Annotated in this window: 20 protein-coding genes and 2 pseudogenes; 8 read left to right on the top strand and 14 right to left on the bottom strand. The window is 65.8% G+C overall.

All coding sequences use genetic code 11. The features are described 5' to 3' along the window. Nucleotides 1–94: 94 nt before the first annotated feature. The gene (locus ACN2C8_RS05155; protein WP_419262231.1) at nucleotides 95–292 is read left to right on the top strand and encodes a type II toxin-antitoxin system Phd/YefM family antitoxin; all 198 of its coding nucleotides are present in this window, start codon (nucleotides 95–97) and stop codon (nucleotides 290–292) included. After that, nucleotides 289–546, top strand: coding sequence for a Txe/YoeB family addiction module toxin (locus ACN2C8_RS05150; protein ID WP_419254755.1), 258 nt, complete (start codon nucleotides 289–291; stop codon nucleotides 544–546). The genes ACN2C8_RS05155 and ACN2C8_RS05150 overlap by 4 nt, the downstream gene beginning before the upstream one ends. Before the next feature lie 13 nt (nucleotides 547–559). Here ACN2C8_RS05150 and ACN2C8_RS05145 read toward each other — a convergent pair whose 3' ends face one another. Beyond that, a complete protein-coding gene (locus ACN2C8_RS05145; protein ID WP_419254754.1) occupies nucleotides 560–853 on the bottom strand; it encodes a hypothetical protein in 294 nt (97 codons plus the stop codon). A gap of 159 nt (nucleotides 854–1,012) precedes the next feature. After that, the gene (locus tag ACN2C8_RS05140; protein ID WP_419254753.1) at nucleotides 1,013–1,708 is read right to left on the bottom strand and encodes a TerB family tellurite resistance protein; all 696 of its coding nucleotides are present in this window, start codon (nucleotides 1,706–1,708) and stop codon (nucleotides 1,013–1,015) included. Nucleotides 1,709–2,007: 299 nt separating this feature from the next. Here ACN2C8_RS05140 and ACN2C8_RS05135 point away from each other — a divergent pair, with 299 nt between their 5' ends. Then, nucleotides 2,008–2,787 carry a hypothetical protein gene (locus tag ACN2C8_RS05135; protein WP_419254752.1) on the top strand — a complete coding sequence of 260 codons (780 nt, stop codon included), beginning with the start codon at nucleotides 2,008–2,010 and terminating at the stop codon, nucleotides 2,785–2,787. Between the two features lie 39 nt (nucleotides 2,788–2,826). Here the strand turns inward: ACN2C8_RS05135 and ACN2C8_RS05130 are convergent, their stop codons facing one another. Both ACN2C8_RS05130 and ACN2C8_RS05125 read right to left on the bottom strand, forming a co-directional pair. Next, nucleotides 2,827–4,275, bottom strand: a complete 1,449-nt coding sequence (locus ACN2C8_RS05130; protein ID WP_419254751.1) for a GH1 family beta-glucosidase — start codon at nucleotides 4,273–4,275, stop codon at nucleotides 2,827–2,829. A 96-nt stretch (nucleotides 4,276–4,371) separates the two neighbouring features. Beyond that, nucleotides 4,372–6,573 carry a putative bifunctional diguanylate cyclase/phosphodiesterase gene (locus ACN2C8_RS05125; protein WP_419254750.1) on the bottom strand — a complete coding sequence of 734 codons (2,202 nt, stop codon included), beginning with the start codon at nucleotides 6,571–6,573 and terminating at the stop codon, nucleotides 4,372–4,374. 347 nt (nucleotides 6,574–6,920) lie between these two features. Between ACN2C8_RS05125 and ACN2C8_RS05120 the strand changes: the two genes are divergently transcribed. After that, entirely contained in the window at nucleotides 6,921–7,268 is a 348-nt protein-coding gene (locus tag ACN2C8_RS05120) for a type II toxin-antitoxin system HicB family antitoxin (protein ID WP_419254749.1), read from the top strand. Nucleotides 7,269–7,476: 208 nt separating this feature from the next. Then, nucleotides 7,477–8,166 (top strand): TVP38/TMEM64 family protein, encoded by a 690-nt coding sequence (locus ACN2C8_RS05115; RefSeq protein ID WP_419254748.1) that lies wholly within the window; start codon nucleotides 7,477–7,479, stop codon nucleotides 8,164–8,166. 118 nt (nucleotides 8,167–8,284) lie between these two features. Here the strand turns inward: ACN2C8_RS05115 and metH are convergent, their stop codons facing one another. Genes metH through ACN2C8_RS05075 form a run of 8 tightly spaced genes read right to left on the bottom strand, consistent with a single transcriptional unit; the run spans nucleotide 8,285 to nucleotide 16,010 of the window. Beyond that, a complete protein-coding gene (gene metH, locus ACN2C8_RS05110; RefSeq protein WP_419254747.1) occupies nucleotides 8,285–10,954 on the bottom strand; it encodes a methionine synthase in 2,670 nt (889 codons plus the stop codon). Beyond that, the gene (locus tag ACN2C8_RS05105) at nucleotides 10,951–11,352 is read right to left on the bottom strand and encodes a DUF4259 domain-containing protein (RefSeq protein ID WP_419254746.1); all 402 of its coding nucleotides are present in this window, start codon (nucleotides 11,350–11,352) and stop codon (nucleotides 10,951–10,953) included. The genes metH and ACN2C8_RS05105 overlap by 4 nt, the downstream gene beginning before the upstream one ends. A 2-nt stretch (nucleotides 11,353–11,354) precedes the next feature. Next, nucleotides 11,355–12,434 (bottom strand): homocysteine S-methyltransferase family protein, encoded by a 1,080-nt coding sequence (locus ACN2C8_RS05100; RefSeq protein ID WP_419254745.1) that lies wholly within the window; start codon nucleotides 12,432–12,434, stop codon nucleotides 11,355–11,357. After that, on the bottom strand, nucleotides 12,431–13,300 hold the full coding sequence (bla, locus tag ACN2C8_RS05095) for a subclass B3 metallo-beta-lactamase (protein ID WP_419254744.1): 870 nt from the start codon (nucleotides 13,298–13,300) through the stop codon (nucleotides 12,431–12,433). The genes ACN2C8_RS05100 and bla overlap by 4 nt, the downstream gene beginning before the upstream one ends. After that, entirely contained in the window at nucleotides 13,297–14,256 is a 960-nt protein-coding gene (metF, locus tag ACN2C8_RS05090; RefSeq protein WP_419254743.1) for a methylenetetrahydrofolate reductase [NAD(P)H], read from the bottom strand. The genes bla and metF overlap by 4 nt, the downstream gene beginning before the upstream one ends. Further along, a complete protein-coding gene (locus tag ACN2C8_RS05085; RefSeq protein WP_419254742.1) occupies nucleotides 14,253–15,230 on the bottom strand; it encodes a metalloregulator ArsR/SmtB family transcription factor in 978 nt (325 codons plus the stop codon). The genes metF and ACN2C8_RS05085 overlap by 4 nt, the downstream gene beginning before the upstream one ends. 43 nt (nucleotides 15,231–15,273) lie before the next feature. After that, nucleotides 15,274–15,648, bottom strand: coding sequence for a VOC family protein (locus ACN2C8_RS05080; RefSeq protein ID WP_419254741.1), 375 nt, complete (start codon nucleotides 15,646–15,648; stop codon nucleotides 15,274–15,276). Between the two features lie 2 nt (nucleotides 15,649–15,650). Then, entirely contained in the window at nucleotides 15,651–16,010 is a 360-nt protein-coding gene (locus ACN2C8_RS05075; protein ID WP_419254740.1) for a winged helix-turn-helix transcriptional regulator, read from the bottom strand. Between the two features lie 31 nt (nucleotides 16,011–16,041). Between ACN2C8_RS05075 and ACN2C8_RS05070 the strand changes: the two are divergent. Beyond that, nucleotides 16,042–16,323: pseudogene (locus ACN2C8_RS05070) on the top strand (carboxymuconolactone decarboxylase family protein); the annotation flags it as partial. Between the two features lie 31 nt (nucleotides 16,324–16,354). After that, nucleotides 16,355–16,587, top strand: a pseudogene (locus ACN2C8_RS05065) (hypothetical protein); the annotation flags it as partial. Here the strand turns inward: ACN2C8_RS05065 and ACN2C8_RS05060 are convergent. Beyond that, on the bottom strand, nucleotides 16,584–17,543 hold the full coding sequence (locus tag ACN2C8_RS05060; RefSeq protein ID WP_419254739.1) for a 2-hydroxyacid dehydrogenase: 960 nt from the start codon (nucleotides 17,541–17,543) through the stop codon (nucleotides 16,584–16,586). The pseudogene ACN2C8_RS05065 and the gene ACN2C8_RS05060 sit on opposite strands and share 4 nt — an antisense overlap. A gap of 148 nt (nucleotides 17,544–17,691) precedes the next feature. Here ACN2C8_RS05060 and ACN2C8_RS05055 point away from each other — a divergent pair, with 148 nt between their 5' ends. Beyond that, on the top strand, nucleotides 17,692–18,432 hold the full coding sequence (locus tag ACN2C8_RS05055; protein WP_419254738.1) for a sulfotransferase family 2 domain-containing protein: 741 nt from the start codon (nucleotides 17,692–17,694) through the stop codon (nucleotides 18,430–18,432). Between the two features lie 15 nt (nucleotides 18,433–18,447). Here ACN2C8_RS05055 and ACN2C8_RS05050 read toward each other — a convergent pair whose 3' ends face one another. Then, nucleotides 18,448–21,225 carry a calcium-binding protein gene (locus ACN2C8_RS05050; RefSeq protein WP_419254737.1) on the bottom strand — a complete coding sequence of 926 codons (2,778 nt, stop codon included), beginning with the start codon at nucleotides 21,223–21,225 and terminating at the stop codon, nucleotides 18,448–18,450. Nucleotides 21,226–21,362: the final 137 nt, after the last annotated feature.

Here is a 21,362-nt window from a genome sequence, read left to right as displayed (position 1 = left end):
CCTTGATCGCGAGTACGCAATCACGTACAAATGAGCCATGCGAACAACGTCCTACAGCGAACTGCGCAAGAACCTCGCCGCGACGATTGATCGTGTGAACGACGACCATGAGCCGGTGATCATCACACGCGACAAGGGCAAGCCTTCCGCTGTTTTGATGTCGCTGGAAGACTTCGCCGCCTTCGAAGAAACGCGCTACCTGCTACGCAGTCCCGCCAATGCCGACCGCCTGCTCACCGCGGTGGCGCAGCTGGATCAAGGTCTGGGAAGCGAACGCCCGCTCGCCGAATGAAGCTCATCTTCAGTGAGCAGGCCTGGGACGACTATCTGTATTGGCAGGCGCATGACCCCAAACTGCTCACGCGCCTCAACGGCTTGATCAGGGAATGCGCCCGCACGCCGTTCAAAGGTACGGGCAAGCTTGAGCCGCTGCGCGGCGCTCTATCGGGTTGGTGGTCCAGGCGCCTGACCCAGGAACATCGCCTAGTCTATCGCCCTTCCGAGGACGGGCTTCTGATCGCTCAGTGCCGCTATCACTACGGCTAGGGCAGAATACGACTTAGGGCCGCTCGTTCCAGCCGTAGGCGACCCAGGAATGGCCGCCGACATTGCGCGCTTCGATCAGGGAAGGATCGCTGCTGGTCTTGGCCTGGACGGTGCGGCGAGCCCGCAGGGCCAGAGCCACCAGACCAAAGAGCGCGCTGCCCATAAAGCCGATGACCACCACCGTAGCGGCGAAGACGACGGCCAGCACAGAACCGATCACGACGGCAGCCGAGGTCGCAAGTGCGCCAGCCAGCCATGCGAGGCTACGCAGAGCAGAACCGCCGGTCATCGTGGTCGAACCCGTCATTGATCGTCCCTTCTCAGCGCGAACGCCACAACGCAGCACGTATGGTCAACAAGGTTGGTGCACGGACGCTGAACGTCAACTCAACACCCGCGTGATCGATCTGAAAAGCCCATTTCGCCCGAGACATAGTGTCTCGCTCCGCGACTCGCCCGGAGCGGGTCAACCGGCGGTCGCCAGACCCAGCTCGCGACGCTCGCGCATCACGGTGCTGAAGGCCTCGTTGATCGCCGCCGACTTGGCCTCGGCCACCTCGATGAACTCGCTGGGCAGGCCCCGGGCCCGGGCGCGATCGGGGTGCGCCGACGACAGGGCGATCTTCCAGGCCGAGCGCACAGCAGCGTCGTCAGCGTCGTGCGCCACGTCCAGGATCATGTACGGATCGTGGGCGCTCGATCCCAGATGCACGGCGCGCAGTCGGCGAAAGGCCAGCGGCGACAGGCCGAAAAGATCCGCCACCCGCTCCAGATAATCCAGCTCGCCCTGGGTCACCACGCCGTCGGCCTTGGCGATGTGGAACAGGCCGTCGACCACGTCCTCAAGGATCTGAGGACAGGTGCGATAGCGCTTTGCCAGGCGCTTGGCATAGCTTTCGAAGCCATGGGTGGTCTGACGGGCCAGGTCGTACAGGCGGTGAATATTGTCTTCCGAGGCCGGGTCGGGCTGGAAAACCTCGCTGAAGGCGGCGAACTCGTGCCCGTCGGCCCGGCCGTCGGCCTTGGCCAACTTGGCGCCCAGAGCCGTCACCGCCGTCGAAAACGCCGGATCCTCGCCCGGCAGGCCCGCCGGACAGTCCGTGCACTCGGCCAGATCGAGCCGGCGCGCGGCTATGGTTGCGATGTTGCGCCAGAAAGTCATGGAAGCGGTGAAAGCCCAAAAGGGTGGCGAGGTGATGGCAAGGACGTGACGACAGAAAAGGTACGCGCGACAACGCGATACGGATCACGCTCTCTGTCGGTCTTCTAACATATTCCGCCGCCGGCCCCACCCCAGGGCCGGTGGGATGAACCCGAATTCATGGTGGAGCCTTTCGCGTCGTCGCCCGTTATGGCCCAGCTTGAGATCACGCGGACGCCCAAGGCGCCATGCTGTGGTCCCATTCCGCTCCGAAATGCTCTAGTCAAAGCGTCACAGATCTCAAAAGGACTTCCGCCCGCATGGCGACCGCCCTCTTCCTCGCCCTGGCCATGATGGGCCAGGCGCCCGTCGCTCCCTCCGCCACGCCGCCCAGCGACGACTATGGCTATGTCGCGTGGTGCTATGGCGCTCTGGGCGGCTATGCCGATCTCTATGACCAGGTGATGCCGGAGGTCACCCGCATCGAGAAGGCCTTTCCAGGGCCCGACGGGGTCGCGGCCGCGCTGAAGACCTATCCCGAGATGCGCGCTCAGGCCCGCGCCGACATGAAGGTCTTCACCGCAGCGATCACCGCGGCCGAAAAGGCCAGCCCGCGTCCGATCTCGGAATATGGCGGCGCGGCGGTCAAGAAGGGCCGCTCGGTCTGGAGCGGCGCGGATTCGGCCAACAAGGCGCGCCTGGCCCAGGTGTGGATGAGCTGGTCGCCGCCCGGCGACTGCGAAACCCGCGCCAAGGCCCTGGAAAAGAAGTCCAACATCCTGGGCAAGGCCCTGATCTACAACGCCGCCAAGCCGCTCGAGCCGACCCCGGCCTCGGCCGTCGAGGCCCTGCCGGACCCGGTTCCGACGCCACCGGTCGAAGAGGCCGCGCCGCCTGAGCCGGTCATGACCGAACCGCCCAAGCCCGCGCCCGTCGCCAAGCCCGCCGCCAAGCCGCCGGCGGCAAAGGTCGCGACCAAGCCGGCGGCCTCGGCCAAGGCGGAGTTCGTCATCGACCTCTCCGATCCCAAGCCCTGCCCCGGCCGCCTGGAGCCCGCCAAGCGCGACGGCAAGGACGTGCTGGTCTGCAAGCCGGATTAGGGCGTCCTGCCTTCTCCCCTTGCGGGAGAAGGACCCGATCTACGGCTTCATCGGCAGCGCCCCGCTTGCCGCCAGCGCCTTGAACCACCCGTACGAAGCCTTGGGCGTTCGCACCCCCGTGGCCCGGTCGTGCGCCACTAGGCCGAACTTGGAGGTGTAGCCCAGGTTCCACTCGAAATTGTCGAGCAGGGTCCAGCAGAAATAGCCGCCGATCGGTGAGCCCGCTTCGCGCGCGGCCAGCACCGCCTCCAGATGGCGGCGCAGATAGTTGATCCGGAACGTGTCGTCGATCACCGCCGGCCCCTTGCTGAACAGGTCGGAACAGCCGTTTTCGGTGATCAGCACGGGCGGATTGCCATAGTCGCGGCGCACCCTGTCCAGCACCTGGAAAAGACCCGACGGGTCGATGTGCCGGCCAAAGGCGTCCAGCTCCGCGCCCTTGGGCGGATTGGCCGGCGCGATCTTGCTGGGCGAGGACAGGTCCAGCCGGACATAGGCCGGCGCGTAATAGTTCACCCCCAGGAAGTCGACCTTCTGACGGATCGCGGCCATGTCGCCGGTCTGGACAACGCCCCCCTTCAGCAGATCTTCCAGTTTCTTGGGATAGGTTCCCTTGAACAGGGGATCCAGCCACGCGCGGTTCCACAGGGCGTCGAGACCGTCCGCCGCCGGGCGATTCCAGAACGCCAGCTCGCCCGCCGGCCGGCACGGCTGCAGCGCCATGGTGGTGCCGACCGACAGGTCGCTCCGCCCGGCCCGCAAGGCCTGCATCGCCAAGCCCTGGGCCAGGTTCATGTGATGGACGGTCGGCCCCAGCAGGTTGATATCCTTGAGCCCCGGGGCGTGTTCGCCCAGCACATGGCCAAAGACCGCGTGAACCGCCGCCTCGTTGAGGGCGATATAGTGCTTGAGCCGGTCGCCCAGCCGGTCGACCACGGCATGGGCGTAGTCGGCGAAGCGCAGGGCGGTGTCGCGGTTCTTCCAGCCGCCCTTGTCCTGCAGGGCCTGCGGCAGGTCCCAGTGGAACAGCGTGGCATAGGGGGTGATCCCCTTGGCCAGCATGGCGTCGACCATCTTCGAATAGTGGTCCAGGCCCGCTGGATTGGTCGCCCCCTCGCCCGTCGGCAGCACCCGCGACCAGGAGATTGAGAAGCGATAGGCGTCCAGCCCCGCGCCAGCGATCAGGTCCACGTCGTCGGCATAGCGGCGATAGCTGTCGGTGGCGACGGTGGCGTCGGAGCCGTCGACAACGATCCCCGGCTTCTTCTCGAACACATCCCAGACGCTGGGGCCGCGCCCATCGACGCCCTGGGCGCCCTCGGTCTGAAAAGCCGCCGAGGCCACGCCCCAGAGGAAGTCCTGCGGGAATTGCCGGGATTTGGGATCAAGCTCGGTGTCCGGCTTGGGCTGGCAGGCCGACAGGCCGAGCGCCCCTCCACCCAGAGCCATGGCCCCGAAGCCCCGACGACTCACGCCTTGATGATCCATGTCGCATCCCTCCCGAAGTCAGAGGTCAGCGCCTCTGTTGAGACTGAGGATGCCGTGCAAGAACGCCGGTTGACCAGCCTTCCTTTGCGCAGGCGTCTAGCGACGCTGGCGGGCCGAGACCTTGGCGGCATTCGCCAGCGCCTGGCGCGCGTCTCGGGCGGCGGCGATGTCTTCGGCGGGCATGGGGCGGCCCAGCAGGAAGCCCTGGAATTCGACGCAGCCCAGCTTCACCAGGGTGTCGAACTGGGCTTGCGTCTCAACGCCCTCGGCCGTCGTCTTCAGGCCCAGCGACTTGGCCAGACTGATGATGGCGCCGGCCACCGATGTTGTCTCACCACCAGGCGACAGGGTGGACACGAAGGAACGGTCGATCTTCAGCTTGTCGATCGGATGGCGGCGCAGATAGGCCAGGCTGGCATAGCCGGTGCCAAAGTCGTCCAGCGCCAGACGGAAGCCCAGACGCTTGATGCGACGCAGGGCGTCGTGGACGCCGTCGCTGTCTTTCAACAAGGCCGTCTCGGTGATCTCCAGCACGAAGTCGGCGGCTTTGGCCCCCGTCTCGGCCAGGATCTCCTCGATTTCGTCGACAAAGCCCGGCGCCGACAACTGCAGGGCCGAGACGTTGACCGAGACCTCCAGCCCCGACCAGCGCAGGCTGTCATAACAGGCGCGGCGGAACACGGACCGGCCGATGGCGGCGATCAGGCCCGTCGACTCGGCCAGCGGAATGAAGATGGCGGGCGAGATATCGCCGCGCTCGGGATCGCGCCAGCGCGCCAGGGCCTCGACGCCCTGGATCACGCCCCGCGCGTCGGTCAGGGGCTGATAGGCGACGGTCAGGCGTTCCTGGTCGATGGCGGCGCGCAGGTCGCGCTCCAGGCCTTTGCGCAGGCGCAGGGCGGCGTCCATCTCCGGCTCGAAGAAGCAGTAGCGGCCACGACCGGCTTCCTTGGCGCGGTACAGGGCGACATCGGCCTGTCGCAGCATCTCGGCCTGGCCCTGGTCGGCGTCGGACACCACCGCCACGCCCACCGAGCAGGACAGCTCGGCCCGGCCAATGCTGAGGTCAAGATCGCCCGACAGCCCCTCGACCACGCGCTGGGCCAGGGTGGCGCAGCCGGCGGGCGTGGTGTCGGGCTGGATGATCGCGAACTCGTCGCCGCCCAGACGGCAAATGGTGTCAGTGTCGCGACAGATGGCCTGCAGGCGGCGGGCGACCTCGCGGATGACCTGGTCGCCGGCGTCATGGCCGTAGCTGTCATTGACCTCCTTGAAGCGGTCCAGGTCGATGCACAGCACGCCCAGATAGCCGGACTTTCGCCGTAGCAGGGCGTGGGCGTGAATCAGGCGGTCGGTAAACAGGGTGCGATTGGCCAGGCCTGTCAGCGGGTCGTGCAAGGCCAGATGCTTGGCCTCGGCCTCGCTGAGCAGCAGCTTCTTGGCGGCGCGGCGGGTGACGCGGAACAGCATCAGCGCGCCGATGCCGGCGGCCAGGGCGGCCAGGGCCAGGATGGGCGTGGCCTGCTGCAGCAGCTCGGCGCCCGGCTTGCGGGGGTCCCAGCGCAGCACGATACCGCGGCCATCCGGCGCCCGGCCCAGCAGGGTCTGGGCGTTCTCGCCCTTGATCTGGCTGGCCGGCACGATTTCGATACGGGCGTTCTTGAGCAGGAAACGCTCGGAGAAGGCGTTCACCACGCTGCTGGCGACCGGCATGCCCGAAATCACCAGCGGCGCCCGCGCGCCGCGCGTCCTGGCCTTCAGATCCGGACGCACCAGGGACACGGTGATCATCACCGGCTCGCTACCGACCAGTTCGACGTGGCTGAAATGGACCGCGCGCATCTTGGCGACCTTGGCGGGGTCGGTTTCGATCGCGCGAACCTGGCTGATCAGCGTCTGGGTCTGGGCGGCATACAGGCCGAAGGATTCCGGCGCGACATCCGTGCCATTGATGTGGCCGTAGATCGGCCTGTTGTCGGCGTCGAGCACGAAAACGACGCTGTAGCCCAGGGCGCCGCCGATCGAGGCGCCGATGTTCTGGTTGGCCCAGGCCAGGTCGAAGTCGTTGTCCAGCTTGTGGATCGCCTCGTCCCAGATGACATACGGATTGAGGCTGGTTTGAACTTCCTTGCCGCGCTGGCGCAGGCCGTTGCTGACCAGGGTCTGTTCGTACTGACGCTCGCGCAGATCGGCCTGGCGCGTGGCGGTGAACAACAGGCCGGCCGCAATGAGGACCATGGCGGCCGCCATGCCCATGATCAGGCCGAAGATCTTCAGCTCGATGTTGTTGCGGTTCATACGCTCGTCCAAAAAGACAGGCGCATGGTCCACGCCACACCTTGATGAATCCCTTACCGGTGAGGCTTTTCGGATGTTTTGTCGCACATTGTTATGCGGGAGTGGCTCGGATGGCCAGTTCTGGGGTCGCTGAGGCGGGACTTCGTCCGTATCGCGAGCAGTTGGATGGGCTGGGAACGCCTGCCGCCCAAGCTTGCAAAAACGCAATCGCTGATAGGATGATTGCATGAACAGCAATCGGCGACGAACGCTGTGGGCGGTCTTCACCGACCCCAGCCGGACAAACAGGCCAAGCGATATCAGGTCAAAGACGCTCGCGCGTTGCTCGCAGCGATCGGAGTGAAGCCATGAACGTCCTGAAGCACAAGGGCTACATGGCCCGCGTTGCGTTCGATGATGAGGACGAAATCTTCGTCGGCCGCCTCGCCGGGATCAACGACATCGTCGGCTTCCACGCCGACACCGTCAGCGACCTGAAGGCCGCCTTCCACGAGGCCGTCGCCGACGACATCGCCACCTGCGCCAGGGCCGGCAAGAAGCCCGAAAAGCCCTATTCCGGCCAGATCATGGTCCGCGTCGATCCGGTGGTTCACGCCCGCGCGGCGCTGGCGGCTGAACTGGCGGGCAAGAGCCTGGCGAGATGGACAGAAGAAAAGCTGCGCGAGGCGGCGACGCGGGAGATCGAGGCGGCTTGAGCCGGCGCCGCCTGCACCACCGGAGATGAAGATGAAGCGCTCGAGGGCGGAAGTTTCCGGGCAGGCATAGTGACCTGAACGCCCCATCGCCTAGGCGAACAGCGTCGAACATCCATTGACCAAACAGCCAAATTGCCGCCCGTCTGAAACGGGTCGGTCGCAAGGCCTTGGGACCCATCCGCTTTTCAGAGGCGAGGCGCGTGACCCCGTGAGATTGATTCTCCTCCTGCTTCTTGTTGCGGCGATTTTGGCGGCGCCGACCTTGTTCATTGGCGATCGCCTTGACGTGATGCTCGACGGCGCACGCGCGCTGGAGTTCATCCGCGCGCAAGGTCCGTGGGGCGGCATTGTCGGGATTAGCCTCATCGTCGCGGACTTGTTCGTCCCCGTCCCCTCGCCAGCCATCATGGCGGCGCTGGGCCTGATCTATGGACCCTGGATCGGCGGCGCCCTCGCCAGCGCGGGTAGTTTCAGCGCCGCGCTACTGGGGTACGGCCTTTGCCGACTCATGGGACCGCGCGCCGCGTCCTGGATCGCAGGTGAACGGGAAACCAGCCGCCTGACCGGGTTCTTTTCACGTTATGGCCTTTGGGCCATCGCTCTGTCGCGCTGGATGCCGGCGGTCCCCGAGGTGCTCGCCTGTCTCGCGGGTCTCACGCGCATGGCCTTCATGCGCTTTATCGTCGGCAACCTCATTGGCAGTGTCGCGGTGGGGTTCGCCTATGCCCATTTTGGCGCGCGCAGTCAGGACAATCCCGGCGCGGCGCTCGCGGCGGCTGCGATCCTGCCCTACCTCGCCTTGCCGATATTCTTCACGCTGTTTGCCCGGCGCTCGAAAACGGCGCAGCGCGACCAAGGCGCGCCGGCTGACGAACAGAACCCATCAGACAGGATTTGAAAGGGAGGTACGCGCTCCCTGGCTGAATCGTCATCGCAAGCCCACCAGAAACAGCGGGCGCCCCTAGCGCCACGCTCTTCTTCAAGCCCCATCCCTTGTCGCCAGGCGCGGGACGCCCTTAAGCCGCCGCCTCCCGCGCCCGCGCGCCGGGATCGTAGTTGAGGATCGGGGCCAGCCATTTCTCGGCCCTGGCCAGGTCCCAGCCCTTGCGGCGGGCATAGTCCTCGACCTGATCCAGATCCACCTTGCCGACGCCGAAATAGTGGCTCTTGGGGTGGCTGAAATAGAGGCCCGAAACGGCGGCGCCGGGGCTCATGGCGTAGCTTTCGGTCAGGATCATGCCGGTGGCGGCTTCGGCGTCCAGCAATGTGAACAGCGTGCCCTTTTCGGTGTGATCGGGCTGGGCCGGATAGCCGGGCGCGGGGCGGATGCCGACATATTTCTCGGCAATCATCACGTCGGCGTCGGCGGACTCGTCGGGGGCGTAGCCCCATAGCTCGACGCGGGCCTTGTAGTGCAGCCACTCGGCGAAGGCTTCAGCCAGGCGATCGGCCAGGGCCGAGGCCATGATGGCGCTGTAGTCGTCGCCGGCGTCCTTGAAGCGCTTGACGATCTCGTCCTCGCCATGACCGGCGGTGACGGCGAAGGCGCCGATATAGTCGCCCCCCTGCCCGATCGGCGCGACGAAGTCAGCCAGGGCGGCATTGGTCTTTCCCGCGCCCTTGTCCATCTGCTGGCGCAGGGTGTGCAGACGCGACAGCTCCACAGTGCGGGTGTCGTCCGTATAGAGAACGATGTCATCACCTTGGGCCTGGGCCGGCCAGAAGCCGATCACGCCCTTGGCCCCGAACCACTTTTCGGCGACCACCGTGTCGAGCATCTCGCGGGCTTCACGATAGAGCTCGGTCGCGGCCTCGCCGACCACGTCGTCTTCCAGGATCTGCGGGAAGCGGCCGATCAGCTCCCAGCTGGCGAAGAACGGCGACCAGTCGATGAAGGGCGCCAGTTCGGCCAGGGTCGGCTCGAAGGTGCGCGTGCCGATGAAGGACGGCTTGGGCGGCGTATAACCGTCCCAGTCGATGGCGAACTTCTTCTGCCGCGCCTCGGCGATGCCCGTCCGGGCCTTGGCGGTCAGACCTCGCGCATATTGCTCGCGGATGCGGACATATTCGGTGCGCGTCTCAGCCTGCAGCCGGTCGCGCTCGGAGGCCGACAGCAGGCCCGAGACCACGCCCACCGCCCGGCTGGCGTCCAGCACATAGGTGGTCGAGCCCTTGGCATAGGCCGGCTCAATCTTGACCGCCGTATGGGTGCGGCTGGTGGTGGCCCCGCCGATAAGCAGCGGAATGGTGAAGCCCTGGCGCTCCATCTCGGCGGCCACGAACACCATCTCGTCCAGCGACGGGGTGATCAGGCCCGACAGGCCGATCATGTCGACCTTGTGCTTGCGCGCCTCGTCGAGGATGCGGTCGGCGGGCACCATGACGCCCAGGTCGATGACCTCATAATTATTGCACTGCAAAACCACGCCGACGATGTTCTTGCCGATGTCGTGGACGTCGCCCTTGACCGTGGCCATCAGGATACGGCCGGCCTGCTCGCGCGGCTTGCCGGCCTTCTCGGCCTCCATGAACGGCTCCAGCCACGCCACGGCCTGCTTCATGACGCGAGCCGACTTGACCACCTGCGGCAGGAACATCTTGCCCGAGCCGAACAGGTCGCCGACCACGTTCATGCCATCCATCAGATGGCCTTCGATGACGTGCAGCGGCCGCTCGACCGACAGGCGCGCCTCCTCGGTGTCGGCCTCGATGAATTCGGTAATGCCGTTGACCAGGGCGTGGGTGATGCGCGCGTTCACGCTGCCCTTGCGCCATTCCAGATTGGCGGTCTGGACCTGGCTCTTATCGCCCTTGTAGCGCGGAGCCAGATCGACCAGGCGTTCGGTATTGGAGACATTGGTCCGCTGCGGGCGGTTGAGGATCACGTCCTCGACGGCCTGGCGCAGTTCGGGATCCAGGGTGTCATAGACCGGCAGGTCGCCGGCATTGACGATGCCCATATCCATGCCCGCCGCGATGGCGTGATACAGGAACACCGAATGGATGGCCCGGCGCACCGGCTCATTGCCGCGGAAGCTGAACGACACGTTCGACACCCCGCCCGAGATCCGGGCATAGGGGCAGCGTTTCTTGATCTCGCGCGTGCCCTCGATGAAGTCGACGGCGTAGTTGTCGTGCTCCTCGATCCCGGTCGCCACGGCGAAGATGTTGGGGTCGAAGATGATGTCTTCCGGCGGGAAGCCCACCTTGTCGACCAGGATGCGATAGGCCTTCTCGCAGATCTCGATCTTGCGGGCGGCGGTGTCGGCCTGGCCCACTTCGTCGAAGGCCATGACCACCACGGCGGCGCCGTAGCGCAGGCACAGCCTCGCCTGTTCGATGAACTTCTCTTCGCCCTCCTTCATGGAGATCGAGTTGACGATGGCCTTGCCCTGCACGCACTTCAGGCCCGCCTCGATCACCTCCCACTTGGAGCTGTCAATCATCACCGGCACCCGCGCGATGTCGGGCTCGGCCGCCATCAGGTTCAGGTAGGTGACCATGGCCAGCCTGGAGTCGAGCAGGCCCTCGTCCATGTTGACGTCGATGACCTGAGCGCCGGCCTCGACCTGCTGGCGGGCCACCGACAGGGCGGCCGGATAGTCGCCCTCGATGACCAGCTTCTTGAACTTGGCCGAGCCGGTGACGTTGGTGCGCTCACCGATATTGACGAAGACGGGTCTCATGATTGGCCGTTCAACAAGGATTGCAGTCCGGCGATCTGGGTGAGCCACGCGTCGTGGTCATCGCCCTCCTGCCAGGTTTCGTCGAGTTCTGAGGCCGTGCCGACCACGCGAGCCAGGGCCCGGCGCGCCAGATTGGCGGCGCCTTCCGGCGGCTTGCCCATCGTGGCCTTCAGGTCGGCATGGCTGTCGGGCAGCACCGAGCCGGCCCCGACGCACGAGGCGACCACCGCCGCAGCGGCCACGGCCAGTTCGGCCTCGGCCTCTTCCAGATAGCCGCTGACGCCGGCGGCGTGCTCCATCAGCGTCATGACCATGCGCCAGTCCGGTGCTTCAGTCAGGTCCTCGATGAAGTCGGCGGCTTCTTCGTTGTCGAAAGGTCCAGGAGCCCAGGCGGTCATCTTCAGCCCACCAGTTCGAAGGGTTCGAGGCCCGCCAGGCGCATGGCCTTGGGACGCTCTGGAATAGCGCGCGGGGTGACGCCTGCGACGGCTTCGGCCACGTGGCGGATGTGGTCCGGCGTGGTGCCGCAGCAGCCGCCCAGGATGTTGACCAGGCCGTCCGACGCCCATTGGTGCAGGGCGTGGCCGGTCTGGTGCGGCTCCTCGTCATACTCGCCCATGGCGTTGGGCAGGCCGGCATTGGGATAGGCGGCGACCAGGGTGTCGGCGATGCGGGCCATCTCGGCGATGTGCGGCCGCATCAGGTCGGCGCCCAGGGCGCAGTTGAAGCCGACGGCGAACGGCTTGCAGTGCTTGATCGAGTTCCAGAAGGCTTCGGCCGTCTGTCCCGACAGGGTGCGGCCCGAACGGTCGGTGATCGTGCCGCTGATCCAGATCGGCAGCTCTTCATGGCCCTCGTCGCGCAGGTCCAGGATCGCCTTGATCGCGGCCTTGCAGTTGAGTGTGTCGGTGATGGTCTCGATCAGGAACAGGTCGACGCCGCCCTCGTAAAGCGCCGAGACCTGCTGGCGATAGGCCGCATAGACCTGGTCGAAGGTCACCTTGCGCGCGCCGGGGTCGTTCACATCCGACGACATCGACAGCATCACGTTCAGCGGCCCGATCGAGCCGGCGATGAAGCGCGGCTTTTCCGGGTGCTCCTTCAGCCAACGGTCGGCGACCGAGCGACCGATGCGCGCGCCTTCGTAGTTGATGTCCCAGACGTCCTGCTCGCCGAGGCGATAGTCGGCCTGGGCGATGGTGGTGCCGGAAAAGGTGTTGGTCTCGGAGATGTCGGCGCCGGCGGCGAAATAGGCGTCGTGCAACTCGGCCACCAGGTCGGGCCGGGTCAGGCACAGGACGTCGTTATTGCCCTTCATCTGGCCGTCATAGTCGGCGAAGCGTTCGGCGCGGTAGTCAGCCTCGGACAGCTTCTTCTTCTGGAACATCACGCCCCAGGAGCCGTCGAGGATCAGCACGCGCTCTTTCGCGGCGGCCTTGAGGGCGGCGATGCGGCCGGCCCGGGTCGTAAGGTCGGTCATTTGGCCGCTCCCTGCTGGCGCGCCAGCTCCTTGTTGAACGCGGCTTCCGAGGCGGCGACGAAGCGGCCCAGCTCGGTCGGATCGATGAAGGCGTTGTTGTCGCCGCGCAGCACGCGCTGGCGCTTGGCCAGCAGATCGCCCTGCTCCTCATGGGCGGGCAGGAAGACGTCGGCCGGCATGACCTTCAGCTTGGCGAAGGTGGCGCGGTAGTCGGAGACGATCTTCGGGTAGGTCTTGTTGCCCATCAGAGCGTTGCCGGCCACCGAGATCGAGTTGAAGAACACCACGTTCAGAGGGCGGTCGCGCTCGGTCACCGACAGGGTCCAGGTCGTGCCGCCGCTGGTGTGACCGGGCGTCAGATGGGCGACCAGGGTGGTCTCGCCCAGCTTGACCTTCTCGCCGTCGCGCACGGTGCGGTCAACCTTCACGGCCGGAAAGGGCGTCAGGCCGTTTTCGTTGTCGCCGAAGTGACGGCCGCGCTCCAGCGCCGGCTTGTCCTGCGACGAGGCATAGAGTTTGGCGCCGGTGTCGGCCTTCACCTGGGCCAGGCCGCCGGCATGGTCATAGTGGGCGTGGGTGTTGATCAGGATCTTCACGTCGGCCAGCTTGAAGCCCAGCGAAACGATGTTGCGCTCGACCAGCTTGGCGCCGTCCGCCGACATGCCGGCATCCAGCAGCACATGTCCGGCCGACGAGGTGATCAGGTACGAAGACAACCCCTCAGAGCCGACATAATAGATGTTGCCGACCACGCGGTAAGGCTTGATCGGCTTGATCCAGGCGGCCGGCGGCCAGTCGTCGGCGCTCGCAACGCTGACGCTGGCCAGCGAAAGCAAGCTGCAAAGGATCAGGGCCAGGACCTTCATGCCGCAACCTCCGAATGGGCGGTTTCCCGCTCGCGCACGCCCAGCACCCGGCAGATCGCATAGACCAGATCGGCGCGGTTGAGGGTGTAGAAGTGAAAGTCCTCGAACCCTTGTTCCTGCAGCTTGGCGCACATCTCGGTAGCCACCGAGCAGGCGATCAGGCGACGGGTTTCGGCGTCGTGATCCAGGCCCTCGAACAGGTTCGCAAGCCAGGTCGGCACCGCCGTCTGGCAGGCCTGGGACATCTTTTTCAGGCCGTTAAAATTGGTCACCGGCATAATCCCGGGCACGATCGGGATGGTGATCCCGGCGGCGCGGACCTTGTCGTTGAAGCGCAGGAAGGCGTCGATGTCGAAGAAGAACTGGCTGATCGCCAGGGTCGCGCCGGCGTCGACCTTTTGCTTGAGCACGTCGATGTCGTGCTCGATCGACGGGCTTTCGGGATGCTTCTCGGGATAAACCCCGACCAGCACCTCGAACGGCGCGATGCCGCGCAGGGCCTTGGTCAGTTCGGTGGCGTTGGCGTAACCGTCGGCGCGCGGCACGTAGACTCCACCAATGCCGCCTTCCGTGGGCGGAGGATCGCCGCGCAGCGAAACGATGTGGCGAACGCCTGTCTCCCAGTACTCGCGGATCACCTCGTCAACCTCCTCGCGGCTGGCCCCGACACAGGTCAGGTGAGCGGCGGGCTTGAGGCTGGTCTCGTCCAGGATGCGTTTGACCGTGCGGTGGGTGCGCTCGCGGGTTGAGCCGCCGGCCCCATAGGTCACCGAGACGAAGGCTGGATCCAGCGGAGCCAGGCGGGTGATGGCCTGCCACAGGCTCTCTTCCATCGCCGGGGTCTTGGGCGGAAAGAACTCGAACGAGACGCGGGGGCGCCCCCCGGCCTGGCTCTGACCGCGCTCGCCGGCCCGGGCGACAGGACCGATCACGCGGCGTGTGGGAGGAAGGGTCATGCGGCGCTCCTTTGCGCGGCCCGCTGGGCCGGACGGCGAGCCGTCCAGATCTTGACGGTCAATCCCTGGGCCGAGGACGGCGGCAGGGCGATATTGTTTTCCAGGCTCAGGCCGGCGGCCTCCAGCCAGGGGATGATCTCGGCGTCTTCAAAGCCCAGGCGGCGGTGCTGGTGGGCCTCGCGCAGGAACTCATGGTCATGCGGCGCGAAGTCGGCGATCAGCAGCAGGCCGCCTTGCGCCACCAGTCGCGCGGCCTCGCTCACGGCGGCCGCCGGATCGCCCAGATAGTGCAGCACCTGATGCACCGTCACCAGATCGGCGCAGCCGCCCGGCAGGCCGGTGGCGAAGATATCGCCGTGGCGCAGCTCGCATTGCCCCAGCCCCGCCTTGGCCACCTCGTCGCGAGCGATGTTGAGCATCTGCTGCGACAGGTCCAGGCCCAGGGCCGAGCCGACCCGCTGGCCCAGCAGGGTCAGCATGCGACCGGCGCCCGCGCCCAGATCGACCATCTCGTCGAAGGGCCCCTCGCCCGCCGCGCGCAGGATTGCCGCCTCGACCTCGGCCTCGTCGACATACAGCGAGCGGATCTCGTTCCAGCGCGCCGCATTGCGGGCGAAATAGGCCTGGGCGCCGGTCGAGCGCTCGGCCCGCACCGTGGCCAGTTTCTCGGCGTCAGCATGGACGGCCGGATCGGCGGGGTCGATCAGATCCAGCGCCTGGCGAACTAGATGCCGCCCTGGCGACTTGCTGGCCAGGCGATAAAACACCCAGGCCCCGTCGGGAAAGCGCTCCACAAGCTCGGCCTCGGCCAGCAGCTTGAGGTGGCGCGAGACGCGGGGCTGGCTCTGATCCAGGATCTGGCACAGCTCCAGAACCGAAAGCTCCTCGCCGGCCAGCAGGGCGAGCAGCCGCAGACGGGTGGACTCCCCCGCCGCGCGCAGCACTTCAACAACCTGTTCAGCAGACAGCTTCATGGGGACATAAAGATATCTTTATGTCCGATTTGGCAAGCTGAATTTATGCCTCGGGAGCGGCGCTGGCGGGCTCCCAGAGCTCGATCTTGACCCCCGCCGGGTCCAGAATCCAGGCAAAACGACCCATCTCCTCGTCCTGCCGGCCGGTAGGCTCCACGCCCTCGGCCGCGGCCCTGGCCAGCAGGCCATCCAGGTCATCGACGATGAAATTGATCATGAAGCCCGCCTGCGAGGGCTCGAAGTATTTGGTGTCGGCTGCGAACGGCGACCAGTTGGTCTGACCGACCTTCGGGTGATCGAACACCGCCCCGCCCCAGTCATGGACCTCGAAGCCCAGCACGCGCGCATACCACTCGCGCACGGCGACCGGATCAGCCGCCTTGAAGAATATCCCGCCCAGACCCAGCACCCTGGCCATGATCAGTCCCCCGTCGCCAGATCGTCGGCCCAAGCCTGCGACCAAGTCATCAGCGGCGCAAGCGCCTCGATCAGGGCCGCTCCGCGCGGCGTCAGACGATAGCCGGCCTCGGCCGACACAACGTCGGCGGCCCGAAGTTCGGCCAGACGGGCATTCAACGTGCCCGGCGGCAGTTCTGCGGCCGCCTGCAGCGCGCGAAAGGTCAGGACCGCGCCCTCGCGCAGCTCCCAGACGATCCGCAAGGCGCCGCGCCGGCCCACCAGATCGAGCGCGGCCATGACCGCACGCCCCGTGGTCGAGCCACGCACCGGATGGCCCGGCAAGGGCGCTTCAATTTTTGTAGCAATCGGCGACTTAGGCATGATACAGATTTTGTAGCAGAAGGAGACCGCCATGTCCGCTCGCATCGCGCCAGCCCAGTCGCCCTACCCCGCGACAATCCAGAAAGCGCTCGACCGTCTCAAGACACCCGGTGATCAACCCCTGTCGCTGTTTCGAACCCTGGCCCGGGACGAGCGCCTGTTCTCGCGCTTCACCGGCGGCGGCCTGCTCGATCCGGGCCATCTGAGCCTGAGCGATCGCGAGATCGTCATCCACCGGATCTGCGCCCTCAATGGCGCGGCCTATGAGTGGGGCGTGCACGCGGCGATTTTCGCGCGCGCCGCCGGTCTGGACGAGACCCGCCTGGCCGCCACCGCCGCGCCGGGGATCGCCGACTGCTGGTCGCCGCACGAGGCGCTGCTGATCGGCTTCTGCGACGCGGTCAACGCCCGAGCCGATATCGACGATGACCTGTGGGCGCGCCTGTCCGAAGCCTTCGAGGAGGCGGCGCGGATCGAACTGATGATGCTGGCCGGCTTCTACCGCACGGTCAGCCTGCTGGTGAACGGCCTGCGCCTGGAACCCGAACCGTTCGCAGCGCCGTTTCCAGGACCCTAGCCCCCTACCGGCGACGCCAAAGGCTCGCCGTTGAAATAGCAGCGCAGGTTCTCCAGCGTCAGCCCGACCATGGCCGGGATACTGTCCAGGGTCGCGCCGGCCAGGTGCGGCGTCAGCACCGTGTGCGGTACGCCCTCCCAGCGCGCCGGCGGAGTCGGCTCCTGGTCGAAGACATCCAGCGCCGCCATGCCCAGGCGGCCGTCCCTGAGGGCGGCGATCAGGGCGTCCTCGTCGACCAGTGAGCCGCGCGCGACATTGACCAGCAACCCCTGCGGTCCCAGCGCCTCGATCACCGCCTTGGAGATCATGTGCCGGTTGGTGTCGTCGGGCCGGGCGCAGACCATCAGCACATCGCTGTCGCGGGCCAGGGCCATCAGGCTCTCGGCGCGCGGCCGGTCGGTTTCCTTGGGGCGCGGCGCCCACCACGCGACCTTCATCTCAAAGGCCTCGCAGCGACGGGCCACCGCCTCGCCGATATGGCCCAGACCGACAACGCCCACCTTGCGGCCCCGCAGGCCGTGTCGGGGCGCCATGCGCTCGGCGTGGGTCCAGCGACCGGCCCGCAGGCGATGATCGCCCTCGACGATGCCGCGCCAGGCCGCCAGCATCAGCCCCACGGCGTGATCGGCCACGTCGCCGGCGTTCAAACCCGTGGAGTGGGTCACCGAAATGCCGCGCCCCTTGCACCAGGACACATCGACGCCGTCATAGCCGACACTGACACAGGCGATCAGGCCCAGCTGCGGCATCTCCGACAGCATGTCCTTGCCCAGGGCCATCTCGCCAGCGTGGACAATGGCCCGCACCGACTGGCCCGGCCCCTCCAGAAACGCCAGATGGTCTGGATAGTCCCACAGCCGATGCACCGTATAGGCGCTCTCCAGCAGCGGCTGCAGCGGTAGCAGCATCTCGTGCGAGATCAGGATGTGCGGCTTATCGGCGGGGGTTTTCGGCATCTACGGACTCCACACGGGCTGGCAATACGAGTGGCTGGACCGCGCCTGAGCTATAGAGGTCCAGCAGATCTAGTTAGGCCCGGTTCCCCGGTACGGCCATAGTCTTGCGATCTTGACCGTAAACCGCTCGGCTGGTCCATAGGCCCCCATGCGCTCCTATGATCCATCCCTTCCGCTCGTCTCCCTGCACATCCCCAAGACGGCGGGCACCAGCCTGAGGTCCACCCTCGTCGACTGGTTCGGAAACGATCGCCTGCTCCTGCATTATCGCGGACATCAAGGCGAGGCGCCCGAGCGCTTCGACCTTGGCCCGGGCCATTGCGTGCATGGCCATTTCAACCGCGTGCGCGGAATCGGCGCCCTCGACTACTATCCGGAGACGCGTCAGTTCGTGACCTTCCTGCGCGAGCCCTTCGCGCGGTTCGTCTCGCAATGGCGCTACCTGCATTTCCAGCAGCGCATGGGCGTGGCGGTGCCGGCCCTCGACGACAACCCCACCTTCGCCGACTGGTTCGCCCGCCGGGCCGAGGCCATGGCCAAGGGTGAGGATGCCTTCTCATTCCTGGCCCAGCTGCCAAGGGCGGTTCCAGCCGATCATCCAGCCAGCGCCTTCGACACCGACTATGTCGCGGTGGGGATCATGGAGGACTATGACAATTCGGTCCGGGCCCTGGCCTCCGCCCTGGGCTTCACGCCGCCCGTGGGCGCGATGCACATCAACCGCGCCGACGACCCGCACCGCAACGGCGACCCTACGGCTGACTTCCCCGAATGGCGCGAGCCGCACCGTGAGGCCTTCGCCATCGAGTACGCGGTCTACGACGCCGGCCGCGCCCGGATGCTGAAAGCCCTGGCGAAGTTGAACGAGGCCCAGGCCTCCGACCTGTAAGCGCGTCAGCGCCTTCTAGATATGCAGCCAGTCACCGATGCTGGACTGAGTGACTCCCATCAGGATCAGTTGGTCGCCGGCGCCCAGGCTGATGACCGCGCCCTCGGCGGTGTAGCTGAGGGTGTAGGCTTGGCCCGCGTCCAGCAGCACCCGGTCACCGGACAAGCTGGAGAAGTCGGTCACGCGGTCAATGGCCGCTCCGGCGAAGAAATAGAAGGTATCGGCGCCCGCGCCGCCGGTGACGGTGTCATTGCCCCGGTCGCCGGAGAGCCAGTCATTCCCGGCCCCGCCGTCGAGCACGTCATCACCCTGCCCGCCGCGCACCCAGTCGGCGTCCGCGCCGCCGTAGCAGGTGTCGTTACCGAGATTGCCGTTGACGACGTCAACGCCGTTCTCGCCGTACAACAGGTCGTTGTCCTTGCCGCCGACGACCCAGTCGCCGCCCTCGCCGCCGCGCGCGGTGTCGTCGCCGACATTGCCGTTGATCTTGTCGAAGTCGGCGCCGCCGTCGATGGTGTCATTGCCATCGCCCCCCCAGAGCGTGTCCTGGCCAGCAGCTCCCGACAGAGTGTCCGCGCCGACACCGCCATCGATGCTGTCCGAACCTGAAGCCCCGACGATCTCGTCCGCGCCCTCACCGCCGATCAGGAGATTGGAGCCCCCGCTGACGAAGATGCGATCGTTTCCATCGCCTCCATCCAATGTGGAGCCAAGGTTACTGCCGGAGAGATAATCAGCGCCGGCTTCGCCATACAGCCTTCCCGGCCCGAACAACTGGTCGTCGCCCGTTCCCCCGTAGCCTGTGTCATCTGCGCTGACGGTCATGAGGCCGTCGTTGCCGGCTCCGCCTCGAAGAATGTTTGCCGCGCCCGGCAGATCAGGATCGGGGCCATAGTAGGTGACGGTGTCCGACCAGATGAGGTCGTTCCCCTCCCCACCTTCGAGCAAATCGTCGCCCTGGCCGCCATGAAGGGAATCGTCGCCGTCCCCGCCCTGGATGGTATCGGCGCCTGGCCCACCGCGAATGAGATCCGCGCCGAGGTCGCCGGCGATCAGGTCGGCGCCCTGGTTGCCGTGCAGGATGTCAGCACCAGCACCGCCATTGAGCGTGTCGTTCCCGCCAAGCCCGAAGAGTTCCTCGTTCGCCGACCCACCGTTTATGACCTCGGAAGCGTTGGTCGCGGTTCCGACCTTCGCCATTGTATTCGCAAGGAACATGTCGCTTGTGAAGATGATCGAACCAGTGAACTTACCTACGAAGTCCGCCTCATCCAGTTTATTATTGTTATCGCGGTCAATTATGAGATACGAATATCCACCATTACTCCAAGACCATATATGTTGAAATCCAGGACCATAACCGCCGCTCAGCGAAATTGTACTATTGAGAGTGAGCGAAAATGTCGGATTATCTATATTTCCAGCAATTATATAGTATCCAGGATATAGTATAGTGAACGGAAGAGCGATTTTATCCCCCTCCGATGGACTGAAATCTTGGAACACGCTCTGCTGGACATACGATCCCTCTAACCCGTTCAGGATGAATGTGTCGGCCCCTGCCCCTCCTCGAACTACGTTTTCGTTTCCGCGCACATCGAACACATCGTTGCCGGCGCCGCCGTCGAGCGTCGAAGACATCCCGGTCAGGTCATCGTCGCCTGCTCCGCCGAGCAGTAGATTTCCCCCCGATCCAAAAACGACGTCCGTGTCGAGAATGTCGTTACCGTCGCCGCCCTCGAGCGTGTCGCTCGAGCCTCCGAGCAGTTGATCGTTTCCGGCCCCACCGAGCAGCAAGTTGCCACCGCCGTCCGCCGAATACATGTTGTCCCAAAGCAGGTCGTCGCCGGACCCGCCTTCAAGCCGGTCGGCGCCAGCCTCGCCGTAAAGCCGGTCGTTTCCAGATCCGCCGATAAGAGAGTCGGCACCGCCCCCGCCGTTCAGGGTATCGTCGCCGTCGAGGCCCGAAGCCAGTTCGGGGTCGCTTCCGCCGACGAACTGATCGCCGGCGGAGGTCCCGGTCCACGTCCCGTCGGCTGCGGCCGTGTTGACGACGTAGGGAGCGTACAGACCGGGGGCCGCGACCAGATCGTCGCGACCGATTGACGGAGCCCCATCAAACGCAAGAATTTCGTCGGTGCCGCCCAGTAGGCCGTCACCATCGGTGTCAATGATGAGATAGGTGACCGGCGCTGTCGTCCAGGTGAAAACCCCAGCGAAGCCTGCGCGATGGCCGTCGCCGAGCGATTGCCCCAAGGTCAGGCTGAAGCCGTTCCGAACTTCACCGCCCCAAACTGCCTTGCCCGGCGTGTTGTCACCGTCTCCCCCTCCGCCGCTAAGCGCGATCTTGTCACCTTCAGCCCGGGAGAAGTCAGCGATCCGGTCAATGCTAAGCAAATTGTTCGTGGAGCCCGGCGCCTTGACATAGGTGTTGAAAACAAACAGGTCGGCGCCGCTTCCGCCGCGCAGAAAATCGATGTCCGATGGGTCCGACCCGTAGCACTGCAGAACCAGCGTGTCGTCGCCGGCACCTCCGTCCAGCGTATCCGACCCTTTACCGCCCTCCAATTCGTCGGCGCCGTCTCCTCCCGAGGCCTGGTCGTTGCCGCCATAGCCCCTGACGATATCGGCACCGTCTTCGCCAAAAAACAGCTCGCCGTCAGCGCTGCCGAGGAAGACGTCGTTGCCCGCGCCGCCTTTTAGCGTATCGGCTCCGCCGCGAAGTTCGAAATGGTCGTTGCCGGACGTGCCCACCAGCAACTCAGCCGCGCTGGTCCCAAAGAAATCAGCCACTCGACATCTCCACTCGAACTGGCGCGACCTTGAGATATGGACACCACAAACTCAACCATAATATGATCCGATGAAATAGAATCGCCCCTTGCGCGTACAAACGACAACGGCCTCCGCGATTTCTCGCGGAGGCCGTT

It is taken from the genome of Caulobacter sp. ErkDOM-C (genome assembly GCF_048541825.1).
In the GTDB taxonomy this organism is placed as follows: Bacteria; Pseudomonadota; Alphaproteobacteria; order Caulobacterales; family Caulobacteraceae; genus Caulobacter.
The sequence above is the reverse complement of the archived record's forward strand: the minus strand, read 5'-3'. Positions and strand labels throughout refer to the sequence as shown.

Excerpts from the sequence above, each read along its gene's own strand:
- ACN2C8_RS05145 (WP_419254754.1), bottom strand. The coding sequence starts at position 853 with ATGACGGGTTCGACCACGATGACCGGCGGTTCTGCTCTGCGTAGCCTC.
- ACN2C8_RS05150 (WP_419254755.1), top strand. The coding sequence starts at position 289 with ATGAAGCTCATCTTCAGTGAGCAGGCCTGGGACGACTATCTGTATTGG.
- ACN2C8_RS05105 (WP_419254746.1), bottom strand. The coding sequence starts at position 11,352 with ATGACCGCCTGGGCTCCTGGACCTTTCGACAACGAAGAAGCCGCCGAC.
- ACN2C8_RS05130 (WP_419254751.1), bottom strand. The coding sequence starts at position 4,275 with ATGGATCATCAAGGCGTGAGTCGTCGGGGCTTCGGGGCCATGGCTCTG.
- ACN2C8_RS05060 (WP_419254739.1), bottom strand. The coding sequence starts at position 17,543 with ATGCCGAAAACCCCCGCCGATAAGCCGCACATCCTGATCTCGCACGAG.
- ACN2C8_RS05075 (WP_419254740.1), bottom strand. The coding sequence starts at position 16,010 with ATGCCTAAGTCGCCGATTGCTACAAAAATTGAAGCGCCCTTGCCGGGC.
- ACN2C8_RS05120 (WP_419254749.1), top strand. The coding sequence starts at position 6,921 with ATGAACGTCCTGAAGCACAAGGGCTACATGGCCCGCGTTGCGTTCGAT.
- ACN2C8_RS05135 (WP_419254752.1), top strand. The coding sequence starts at position 2,008 with ATGGCGACCGCCCTCTTCCTCGCCCTGGCCATGATGGGCCAGGCGCCC.
- ACN2C8_RS05100 (WP_419254745.1), bottom strand. The coding sequence starts at position 12,434 with ATGACCGACCTTACGACCCGGGCCGGCCGCATCGCCGCCCTCAAGGCC.
- ACN2C8_RS05140 (WP_419254753.1), bottom strand. The coding sequence starts at position 1,708 with ATGACTTTCTGGCGCAACATCGCAACCATAGCCGCGCGCCGGCTCGAT.
- metF (WP_419254743.1), bottom strand. The coding sequence starts at position 14,256 with ATGACCCTTCCTCCCACACGCCGCGTGATCGGTCCTGTCGCCCGGGCC.
- ACN2C8_RS05085 (WP_419254742.1), bottom strand. The coding sequence starts at position 15,230 with ATGAAGCTGTCTGCTGAACAGGTTGTTGAAGTGCTGCGCGCGGCGGGG.
- ACN2C8_RS05055 (WP_419254738.1), top strand. The coding sequence starts at position 17,692 with ATGCGCTCCTATGATCCATCCCTTCCGCTCGTCTCCCTGCACATCCCC.
- ACN2C8_RS05080 (WP_419254741.1), bottom strand. The coding sequence starts at position 15,648 with ATGGCCAGGGTGCTGGGTCTGGGCGGGATATTCTTCAAGGCGGCTGAT.
- metH (WP_419254747.1), bottom strand. The coding sequence starts at position 10,954 with ATGAGACCCGTCTTCGTCAATATCGGTGAGCGCACCAACGTCACCGGC.
- ACN2C8_RS05125 (WP_419254750.1), bottom strand. The coding sequence starts at position 6,573 with ATGAACCGCAACAACATCGAGCTGAAGATCTTCGGCCTGATCATGGGC.
- bla (WP_419254744.1), bottom strand. The coding sequence starts at position 13,300 with ATGAAGGTCCTGGCCCTGATCCTTTGCAGCTTGCTTTCGCTGGCCAGC.